Below are 12,579 nucleotides of genomic sequence, written 5' to 3' on the forward strand. Positions count from 1 at the left end.
CCCTTCATTATTTCACAACTTGGATCCAGCCTTTGAATTCGTGGCTTCTTCCTTGTCTATCTACAGCTCTGAAGATGTAGAAGAAAGTACCTGCCACTTGCCCAGGTGCATCCCAGTTATTTTGGTAATTTTCTGTCTGGAAGACATGGTCACCAAATCTGTTGAAGATTACTATATCATTGCTAACGAACTTGTTGATACCCTTGATTTCAAATGTATCATTTCGTCTATCACCATCTGGTGTGATCACATTCGGAATAAAGAATGGATTCACAGTGTTAACATCAGAGTCCGTATTATCCGCAGGATTTACATCATCTTCTGCACTTTGAATGGTTACAACATTTGTAATTGTCTGAGGAGTAGTTCCTGACAACCCATCTGCTCTTACTATAACTGTGATGTCCAGAGAAGCATCAGCTGGCAAGAATGGCACAGACCATCTGAGAACGTTACCGGTAGCAGAGAAGTTGACTTCAAGACCTGCTACTGAACTTATCACCACTTGACCTTCAAATGAAACACCAGTTGGTAAAACATCCTCAATCACAACATCTGTAGCATCTGTACCACCAATATTTCTAACAGCGATTTCATATTCGAAGGTATCTCCCTCCCAAATCTCAATACCATTGGAGGTTTTTTCTACAGAAAGATCCACTTCATCAGTCAACAATCTAAATACAACCGTTGCTTCGTCGTTATTTTCCGGGAATCCAGCTTCTCTCAAGATGTATCTCAATTGATATTCTCTAGCCTCGTTGATGCCAGGGATAAGCAAGGACAATGTTCCGTCTGCTTCGATAAACAAACCTTCAATCCCATCCAATTCTGTGAATTCAAAATCAACTTGCTCCGGAAGTGGCTGCTGACCATTCAATCGGTCATTTTCAAGGATGTTACCCAGTCTTCCTTCAAAGCTTACAAAGTGAACTCCAAAATCATCATCGTTGGCAATAATCTGAACTTGTACTTCTCTACATCTAATACCGAAGTCCATATCAAGATGAACCTGAGCAGCTGTTGTAGCATTTCGAGTAATTGATTCTTCAGTAGTTAACCCGCACTGGATTTCAGATCTACCTTCATCTGCGATTCTTCCTTGGAAATTAGGAATTACTTTTACCAATCCGCTTACTCTCATGCGCTGAGCTTCTGCATCCAAGAACTCATCCAAATCCAGCGTAGCAGTATATTCTCCCAATCCGAATTGTTGCATATCTGGTCTTGATCTCCATCTACCAGTAACCCCTACAATAACTTCCGTAGTAAATCCATTTGGACCATTCACTGTAACATTTGCAGATTGAGAATTTCCAAACCCTGCTTTATTCAATTCACCTTCATTTTCAGGACCGTCAAATCTACCATCACCATTCAAGTCAAACCACTCCCAGTCATTCAAGTTGATTGGACCTGCTGTTGGATCATTTAAAGTTACCTGACCATCATTATTGGCATCCCACCATTCGTTCTGAATACCGTCACCATTCAAGTCATACCATACTAGGTCACCAAGAACTACTCCTTCGTAAGATTCATACCCGAAGTCTCTTGTTTGGAAGATACAAGGCTCAATCGTAGTGAAGAACAAAGAGCTTTCTACAGGATATAGATTTCTAACAGCATTCAAGTTATCATCCAATACCTGAACCAAGTATCTACCTGGATTCATGCCTCTGAAGGCATATCTACCGTCAGCTCCTGTCACCATGATCAAGGTATCGTTCAAGGCAACTTCCTGTGGAAGTAAGATTACCGGTACACCTGCCAGTGGCTGGCCAGTCTCTGCATTAAAGATCAAGCCTGCAATCAAGGTGTCGTTGTCTAAACAAACCACACCAACAGTTTCAGTATCCTCATTTTCAACTACCTCTCCATTTGGAGCCTCTCCAGTTACGGTTGCAACATTTAGGATGCTTGCTTGGCCAAGAACATCTTCTACTGTTACCACATATTCAGTCGTGATTGTAACAGTTGCTCCAGGCATCAGTGGCTCGATAGCTTCTTCCAATCCTGTCAAAGGATCTACAACCAACACGTTTGAAAGGACTACATTGCCAGTATTGGTAATCGTCAATGTGTAGGTGATAATTTCACCTGCTTCACTTACGGATTCTTTATCTGCAACTTTAGTGATCTCTACAGCTGGATTTGCATTAATTGTTGTTACAATTTCATCCTCATCCTCAGGGGTTTCTCCATCAGGTGCATTACCTGTGGCAATTGCTGTATTCAATACTCTTCCGTTATCTACATCTTCCTGTGTTACACTGTAAGTTGTTTCGATGGCCACAACCTGACCTGGAGCGATTGATTCAATTGTTTGCTCCAAACCAGTTAATGGATCGCTTACTAGTACATTTTCCAAAGTCACATTACCAGTGTTTGTAACAGTCAAGGTATAGACAATTACATCACCTGCTTTGGATACGTCTGCACCATTATCAGATTTCACAATGCTGATACCTGGGTTGCTTGCAATAGGGGTTTCTTCTTTATCTTCATCCTCAGTGGTTTCTCCATCAGGATTGTTACCACTTGCAAACGCAATATTAACTATACCTCCTCTGTCAACATCCGCCTGAGTTACCGTGTAAGATGTTTCAATACTTGCTACCTCTCCAGGAACCATTGTGCCAATAGTCTGCTCCAATCCAGTCAATGGATCGTTCACAACTACATTCTCCAAGGTTACGTTACCGGTGTTCGTTACTGTCAACGTGTACACAATTACATCACCTGCTTGTGTCACTTCAGCACCGTTGTCGGTTTTCACGATCTCGATACCTGGGTTGCTGGCAATCGGAGTTTCTACTCCATCTTCGTCATCTGTTGGATTACCTGATGGATCCTCTCCTTTCGCCAAGGCTACGTTTGCTACGCTACCTCTATCAACATCTGCCTGAGTTACCGTGTAAGATGTTTCAATACTTGCTACCTCTCCAGGAACCATTGTGCCAATAGTCTGCTCCAATCCAGTCAATGGATCGTTCACAACTACATTCTCCAAGGTTACATTACCTGTGTTAGTGACTGTCAACGTGTACACAATTACATCACCTGCTTGTGTCACCTCAGCACCGTTATCAGTTTTCACGATCTCGATACCTGGGTTGCTCGCAATCGGAGTTTCTACTCCATCTTCGTCATCTGTTGGATTACCTGATGGATCCTCTCCTTTCGCCAAGGCTACGTTTGCTACGCTACCTCTATCAACATCTGCCTGAGTTACCGTGTAAGATGTTTCAATACTTGTTACCTCTCCAGGAACCATTGTGCCAATAGTCTGCTCCAATCCAGTCAATGGATCATTCACAACTACATTCTCCAAGGTTACATTACCGGTATTCGTTACTGTCAACGTGTACACAATTACATCACCTGCTTGTCTCACCTCAGCACCGTTATCGGTTTTCACGATCTCGATACCTGGGTTGCTCGCAATCGGAGTTTCTACTCCATCTTCATCATCTGTTGGATTACCTGATGGATCTTCTCCTTTTGCCAAGGCTACGTTTGATACACTACCTCTATCAACATCTGTCTGAGTTACCGTGTAAGATGTTTCAATACTTGCTATCTCTCCAGGAACCATTGTGCCAATAGTCTGCTCCAATCCAGTCAATGGATCGTTCACAACTACATTCTCCAAGGTGACATTACCTGTGTTAGTGACTGTCAACGTGTAGTTGATCTCATCACCAGCATTCGCTACTGTGGAACCGTTATCTGTTTTAACAATCTCGATAGATGGATTGCTCGCAATTGGAGTTTCTACGCTGTCATCGTCTCCTACTTCTTCTCCGTTTGGTGCATTACCGCCAACAGTTGCCACGTTCAACACGCTGCCTCTATCAACATCTGCCTGATCTACTGTGTAAGTAGCTGTCAAGGTCACCTGAGCAGTTGGTGCCAAGCTTCCAATCACTTGGTTGATGATGCCTGCCAACTCATCGTTCACAACAACATTCTCCAAGGTTACATTACCTGTGTTAGTGACTGTCAACGTGTAGTTGATCTCATCACCAGCTCCAGCTACTGTGGAACCGTTATCTGTTTTAACAATCTCGATAGATGGATTGCTCGCAATTGGAGTTTCTACACTGTCATCGTCTCCTACTTCTTCTCCGTTTGGTGCATTACCGCCAACAGTTGCCACGTTCAACACGCTGCCTCTATCAACATCTGCCTGATCTACTGTGTAAGTAGCTGTCAAGGTCACCTGAGCAGTTGGTGCCAAGGTTCCAATCACTTGGTTGATGATGCCTGCCAACTCATCGTTCACAACAACATTCTCCAAGGTTACATTACCTGTGTTAGTGACTGTCAACGTGTAGTTGATCTCATCACCAGCTCCAGCTACTGTGGAACCGTTATCTGTTTTAACAATCTCGATAGATGGGTTGCTCGCAATTGGAGTTTCTACACTGTCATCGTCTCCTACTTCTTCTCCGTTTGGTGCATTACCGCCAACAGTTGCCACGTTCAACACGCTGCCTCTATCAACATCTGCCTGATCTACTGTGTAAGTAGCTGTCAAGGTCACCTGAGCAGTTGGTGCCAAGGTTCCAATCACTTGGTTGATGATGCCTGCCAACTCATCGTTCACAACAACATTCTCCAAGGTTACATTACCTGTGTTAGTGACTGTCAACGTGTAGTTGATCTCATCACCAGCTCCAGCTACTGTGGAACCGTTATCTGTTTTAACAATCTCGATAGATGGATTGCTCGCAATTGGAGTTTCTACGCTGTCATCGTCTCCTACTTCTTCTCCGTTTGGTGCATTACCGCCAACAGTTGCCACGTTCAACACGCTGCCTCTATCAACATCTGCCTGATCTACTGTGTAAGTAGCTGTCAAGGTCACCTGAGCAGTTGGTGCCAAGGTTCCAATCACTTGGTTGATGATGCCTGCCAACTCATCGTTCACAACTACATTCTCCAAGGTTACATTACCTGTGTTAGTGACTGTCAACGTGTAGTTGATCTCATCACCAGCATTCGCTACTGTGGAACCGTTATCTGTTTTAACAATCTCGATAGATGGGTTGCTCGCAATTGGAGTTTCTACACTGTCATCGTCTCCTACCTCTTCTCCGTTTGGTGCATTACCGCCAACAGTTGCCACGTTCAACACGCTACCTCTGTCTACATCTGCCTGATCTACTGTGTAAGTAGCTGTCAAGGTCACCTGAGCAGTTGGTGCCAAGCTTCCAATCACTTGGTTGATGATGCCTGCCAACTCATCGTTCACAACAACATTCTCCAAGGTTACATTACCTGTGTTAGTGACTGTCAACGTGTAGTTGATCTCATCACCAGCATTCGCTACCGTGGAACCGTTATCTGTTTTAACAATCTCGATAGATGGATTGCTCGCAATTGGAGTTTCTACGCTGTCATCGTCTCCTACTTCTTCTCCGTTTGGTGCATTACCGCCAACAGTTGCCACGTTCAACACGCTACCTCTGTCAACATCTGCCTGATCTACTGTGTAAGTAGCTGTCAAGGTCACCTGAGCAGTTGGTGCCAAGCTTCCAATCACTTGGTTGATGATGCCTGCCAACTCATCGTTCACAACAACATTCTCCAAGGTTACATTACCTGTGTTAGTGACTGTCAACGTGTAGTTGATCTCATCACCAGCTCCAGCTACTGTGGAACCGTTATCTGTTTTAACAATCTCGATAGATGGATTGCTCGCAATTGGAGTTTCTACGCTATCATCGTCTCCTACTTCTTCTCCGTTTGGTGCATTACCGCCAACAGTTGCCACGTTCAACACGCTACCTCTATCAACATCTGCCTGATCTACTGTGTAAGTAGCTGTCAAGGTCACCTGAGCAGTTGGTGCCAAGGTTCCAATCACTTGGTTGATGATGCCTGCCAACTCATCGTTCACAACTACATTCTCCAAGGTTACATTACCTGTGTTAGTGACTGTCAACGTGTAGTTGATCTCATCACCAGCTCCAGCTACTGTGGAACCGTTATCTGTTTTAACAATCTCGATAGATGGGTTGCTCGCAATTGGAGTTTCTACGCTGTCATCGTCTCCTACTTCTTCTCCGTTTGGTGCATTACCGCCAACAGTTGCCACGTTCAACACGCTACCTCTATCAACATCTGCCTGATCTACTGTGTAAGTAGCTGTCAAGGTCACCTGAGCAGTTGGTGCCAAGGTTCCAATCACTTGGTTGATGATGCCTGCCAACTCATCGTTCACAACTACATTCTCCAAGGTTACATTACCTGTGTTAGTGACTGTCAACGTGTAGTTGATCTCATCACCAGCTCCAGCTACTGTGGAACCGTTATCTGTTTTAACAATCTCGATAGATGGGTTGCTCGCAATTGGAGTTTCTACGCTGTCATCGTCTCCTACTTCTTCTCCGTTTGGTGCATTACCGCCAACAGTTGCCACGTTCAAAACGCTACCTCTATCAACATCTGCCTGATCTACTGTGTAAGTAGCTGTCAAGGTCACCTGAGCAGTTGGTGCCAAGGTTCCAATCACTTGGTTGATGATGCCTGCCAACTCATCGTTCACAACTACATTCTCCAAGGTTACATTACCTGTGTTAGTGACTGTCAACGTGTAGTTGATCTCGTCACCAGCTCCAGCTACTGTGGAACCGTTATCTGTTTTAACAATCTCGATAGATGGGTTGCTCGCAATTGGAGTTTCTACGCTGTCATCGTCTCCTACTTCTTCTCCGTTTGGTGCATTACCGCCAACAGTTGCCACGTTCAACACGCTGCCTCTATCAACATCTGCCTGATCTACTGTGTAAGTAGCTGTCAAGGTCACCTGAGCAGTTGGTGCCAAGCTTCCAATCACTTGGTTGATGATGCCTGCCAACTCATCGTTCACAACAACATTCTCCAAGGTTACATTACCGGTGTTAGTGACTGTCAACGTGTAGTTGATCTCGTCACCAGCTCCAGCTACTGTGGAACCATTATCTGTTTTAACAATCTCGATAGATGGATTGCTCGCAATTGGAGTTTCTACACTGTCATCGTCTCCTACTTCTTCTCCGTTTGGTGCATTACCGCCAACAGTTGCCACGTTCAACACGCTGCCTCTATCAACATCTGCCTGATCTACTGTGTAAGTAGCTGTCAAGGTCACCTGAGCAGTTGGTGCCAAGCTTCCAATCACTTGGTTGATGATGCCTGCCAACTCATCGTTCACAACAACATTCTCCAAGGTTACATTACCTGTGTTAGTGACTGTCAACGTGTAGTTGATCTCATCACCAGCTCCAGCTACTGTGGAACCGTTATCTGTTTTAACAATCTCGATAGATGGGTTGCTCGCAATTGGAGTTTCTACGCTGTCATCGTCTCCTACTTCTTCTCCGTTTGGTGCATTACCGCCAACAGTTGCCACGTTCAACACGCTGCCTCTATCAACATCTGCCTGATCTACTGTGTAAGTAGCTGTCAAGGTCACCTGAGCAGTTGGTGCCAAGCTTCCAATCACTTGGTTGATGATGCCTGCCAACTCATCGTTCACAACAACATTCTCCAAGGTTACATTACCTGTGTTAGTGACTGTCAACGTGTAGTTGATCTCGTCACCAGCATTCGCTACTGTGGAACCATTATCTGTTTTAACAATCTCGATAGATGGGTTGCTCGCAATTGGAGTTTCTACGCTGTCATCGTCTCCTACTTCTTCTCCGTTTGGTGCATTACCGCCAACAGTTGCCACGTTCAACACGCTGCCTCTATCAACATCTGCCTGATCTACTGTGTAAGTAGCTGTCAAGGTCACCTGAGCAGTTGGTGCCAAGGTTCCAATCACTTGGTTGATGATGCCTGCCAACTCATCGTTCACAACTACATTCTCCAAGGTTACATTACCTGTGTTAGTGACTGTCAACGTGTAGTTGATCTCGTCACCAGCTCCAGCTACTGTGGAACCATTATCTGTTTTAACAATCTCGATAGATGGATTGCTCGCAATTAATATGATAGTCTCATCGTCTGTAGCGACTAATTCACAGCCCAATACACAAGTACCTGTTGCAGTTGCAACATTTGTGATTGGCGTGCCTCTGTCAATATCTTCCTGAGTGACCAAATAGGTAGCTGTAAAAGTAACTGTCTGACCTGGCTCAACTCCATCTCTTGCATCAGCTGTCACAAGTTCGGTTAATTGACCCAGTCCTGGGTGGTCATCTGTTACATTTATCTCATTGACTGTTACTGTACCAGCATTTCTTACTACATACGTGTAGGTAATGACATCTCCTGCTTCGACATTTGATGTCTTATCCGCTGTTTTCGTTATTCTGATTCTTGACGTAGTTTCATACGGCTGAATATCCTCATCCGTAGCTTCAACTTGCGCTCCTCCAAAATCAGCCGTTACAGTTGCTTCATTTCGGAAAGAAGTATTATTAATATCCGCTTGGGTCAGTGTGTATACTGCCGTAAAGGTAGTCGCATCCACTTGCCCAGGAGCAAGGGCAGTAATCGGTCCACCGGTAACATCTACCAACGGATCATTCACAACTACATTCGTCAAAGTGACATTTCCTGTATTTGTTACAGTGAATGTGTATGTAATCTGATCTCCAGCTGATGGTCTACCATTACTATTTGTAGTAACCAATGTACCAACCTTTGCAAGACCAATAGACGCTTGCGCTTGAATTGGTGTAATCGTTTCGTCATCCGTATGAACTAAATCACAACCTAATACACAAGTACCTGTTGCAGTTGCAACATTTGTGATTGGCGTGCCTCTGTCAATATCTTCCTGAGTGACCAAATAGGTAGCTGTAAAAGTAACTGTCTGACCTGGCTCAACTCCATCTCTTGCATCAGCTGTTACAAGTTCACTTAATTGGCCTGTTCCAGGGTGTTCATCAGTAACATTAATATCATTCACTGTTACTGTGCCAGCATTTCTTACTACGTAGGTGTAGGTAATAAGGTCTCCAGCAACAACATTTGTTCTCTTATCTGCTGTTTTTCTTACTCTGATTCTTGACGTAGTTTCATACGTCTGAATATCCTCATCCGTAGCTTCAACTTGCGCTCCTCCAAAATCAGCCGTTACAGTTGCTTCATTTCGGAAAGAAGTATTATTAATATCCGCTTGGGTCAGTGCGTATACTGCCGTAAAGGTAGTCGCATCCACTTGCCCAGGAGCAAGGGTGGTAATCGGTCCACCAATAACATCTACCAACGGATCATTCACAACTACATTCGTCAAAGTGACATTTCCCGTATTTGTTACAGTGAATGTGTATGTAATCTGATCTCCAGCTGATGGTCTACCATTACTATTTGTAGTAACCAATGTACCAACCTTTGCAAGACCAATAGAAGCTTGCGCTTGAATTGGTGTAATCGTTTCGTCATCCGTATGAACTAAATCACAACCTAATACACAAGTACCTGTTGCAGTAGCGACATTCGTGATTGGCGTGCCTCTGTCAATATCTTCCTGAGTGACCAAATAGGTAGCTGTAAAAGTAACTGTCTGACCTGGCTCAACTCCATCTCTTGCATCAGCTGTTACAAGTTCACTTAATTGGCCTGTTCCAAGGTGTTCATCAGTAACATTAATATCATTCACTGTTACTGTGCCAGCATTTCTTACTACGTAGGTGTAGGTAATAAGGTCTCCAGCAACAACATTTGTTCTCTTATCTGCTGTTTTTCTTACTCTGATTCTTGACGTAGTTTCATACGTCTGAATATCCTCATCCGTAGCTTCAACTTGCGTTCCTCCAAAATCAGCCGTTACAGTTGCTTCATTTCGGAAAGAAGTATTATTAATATCCGCTTGGGTCAGTGTGTATACTGCCGTAAAGGTAGTCGCATCCACTTGCCCAGGAGCAAGGGTGGTAATCGGTCCACCGGTAACATCTACCAACGGATCATTCACAACTACATTCGTCAGAGTGACATTTCCTGTATTTGTTACAGTGAATGTGTATGTGATTTGATCACCTGCGGTTGGCCTACCATTACTATTGCCTGTTACTAAGGTACCAGCCTTTACTATGCTTATTCCTGATTCTCTAGTGATCGTGGTAGTTGCAGTATCCGTATTTGTTGCTCCTTCTGCACTAGTTACACCGACATTGTTTATAATATCAGCACCTGTATCAATATCTTCCTGCGTGGCTGCATAAGTTACTGTGAACTCTCTTGATGCACCGATAGCTAAGCTCTCGCCTCCATCAGCTGTCAAGATCTTTTCTGTACCATCCGGTAGAACATCCGTAACAACCACACCTGTCAAGTTTACATTACCTTCGTTGCGGATGGTAACTGTATATGTCAAGGTCTGGGGTGAAGAAATATTGTCAATATCTACCGTCTTACCTATAGAAATTACGGGGTTTTGACAAATATCAACTCTAGTAATCGTATCATCTTGAACAGTCAAGCCAGAAAGATCACTAACTTCTATATTTTCGAATGTTGCCGTAACTGTAGCTTGATTTTCAATAAAACCTCTTTCAAGATCAACTTCTCTAACTGGGTAAGAAGCTGTATAAGTCCAGATTTCATCCGTATCTAATAAGTTATTTCCATTGGTATCGCCACTGACAAAATTGATGGCAACAGATGGATTAACCTCATTAAACAATGGATCAACAATAGTGATATTCCCTAAAGGCTGATCTCCCACATTGGATACTTCAAAGGTATAAATCAATTCACCATTTGAAGGATCAAAACAACCACTTCCTTCTGATAAAAGAGACCCAATGGATTTAACCAAAGCAATCGCAGGAGGACAGAATTCTGATGAAGAAGTACCAACTACGGTAGCTACATTACCACATACAGAAGGTAAAGTAAAGTTTACGGAATTTGCCGTTGTAGGCAAATTAAAGGTTTGGGTCTGACTTGGTGCTAAAGTAATAGAACCGGTTTCAGCACCTCCGTTTGCGTTCCAATTCAGTATCAACTCAAATGCATTGGTGTTCTGAATTTCAAAAGACCTTAAACTATTAGGACTAAATGAACAAACACCTGTAACTATTGGTCGGATAATACATCTATCAGGACAGGAAGCTTTTACATCATTCTGAAAAGATCGATTGTTATTAAAAAATAGAGTAACTGTATTTGAACCAGAAACTGTAGTTGTCTCAAAAAATAGTTCAGAATTAGCCGGAACTGTAATAACTCCCTCTTGTGCATCACCAACAAGATTCCAAAACGCTTCTACATCAAAACTATTCGTATTTCTAATTCTCCATCTTCTAGTTTGTGTAGGATCATCAGAACAGAAAGATGTTAAAATCAAACGAGCTGGTACAATGAACGTCTCTTCAACGAAACAGCCAAGGCTATCTGTTATTCTGACCTGATAAGTGCCAGCATTTATATTAGTTAAGTTTTGATTTGTACCTACTACTTGACCATCTCTAGTCCAAGAATAGGTTAAATTACCTTCTCCACCAGTTACTGTAATATTAATTGCGCCGTTACTATTGGTGCCAGCTGCTGGGTTGACTGTTCCTGCTATTGAAATAGATTCTGGAACTAAAACTTGTCTCGAAATGGTGTTTGGAGCACTGACTCCATCACTAGCGGTTAATGTAACTGTGTATGTACCTGAACTTGCATACGTATGGGTAGGATTTACTTGGGAGCTGGTGTTTCCATCTCCAAAATTCCATACAAGGTTGTAATTAGCAGGAGCTCCACCAGTAGTTAAATTCGTAAATTTTACAGAGAGGTTTTCACATTCTGTCGCTGAATCAAAATTAGCTACTAAAGGTGTATTCACAATAAAAGCAACTTCTGGAAAAGAACATTGAGAATTTCCAGCTGTTGAAGGGCAGGATTTATCATCATTTTGAGCAGCACCTGTATTCCAGTTAATATAAATATTTTCAACTTCCAGTTTATCACCAAAATTCCATGTAAAATCAGCTATTTTGAATGACTCACCATTGACAACATTTCTTGTCTGACCGCTTGTATTTTCAACGACCACACAATTGGCTATTGTTTGCGAACGTACTCCGTTTATAAGAACATCAAACTGTATATGCGGATTGTAGCCATTCCCACTGACTGCCCAAGTAGCCCAAATCTGACCAACAACAGGCTCTCCTATTTCCAATCCACTCATAGTAGCTGGATTGAAGCGTACCCCATTCATATCTCTAAACTCGTAAGAGACCACTGTCAAATTCTGTTGACGACAGGCAGGATTATTAACAGTAAATGGATTAGTTGGTGTAATAATTTGGGAATTACCCGCTAAGGCCCCAAACATCAAAAACACCAAAAACAGGTAAAATTTCATAGAATTATTCATATCTCTCCAAATTGGGATAGTAAACCTTGATTAAACTGTGAACTAGATTTAAGAAAATCATTGCTGAAAAATTTAAAAGCTTTAAAGCTCATAAAAGCATTAAAAACTTTACTCTCTTTAGTGCATGAATGCAAATTGATTGCATTTATTTTCTTTAAAGCAAACAACCGAAACATTGTAAATATCAGTTGCTTGAAGAGGAGTTGTAATTGTTTTCCCATAAACCTTTTTCGTAAATGCTTATTATTCAACCAGATAAACCC

At 42.8% G+C, this 12,579-nt stretch carries 1 protein-coding gene; it reads right to left on the reverse strand.

From position 1 onward, the window contains the following. Window positions 1–7: 7 nt before the first annotated feature. Window positions 8–12,316 (reverse strand): DUF7507 domain-containing protein, encoded by a 12,309-nt coding sequence (locus IPZ59_RS17475; protein WP_236137333.1) that lies wholly within the window; start codon window positions 12,314–12,316, stop codon window positions 8–10. Window positions 12,317–12,579 lie beyond the last annotated feature (263 nt).

This window comes from Mongoliitalea daihaiensis, from assembly GCF_021596945.1.
Taxonomy (GTDB): domain Bacteria; phylum Bacteroidota; class Bacteroidia; order Cytophagales; family Cyclobacteriaceae; genus Mongoliitalea; species Mongoliitalea daihaiensis.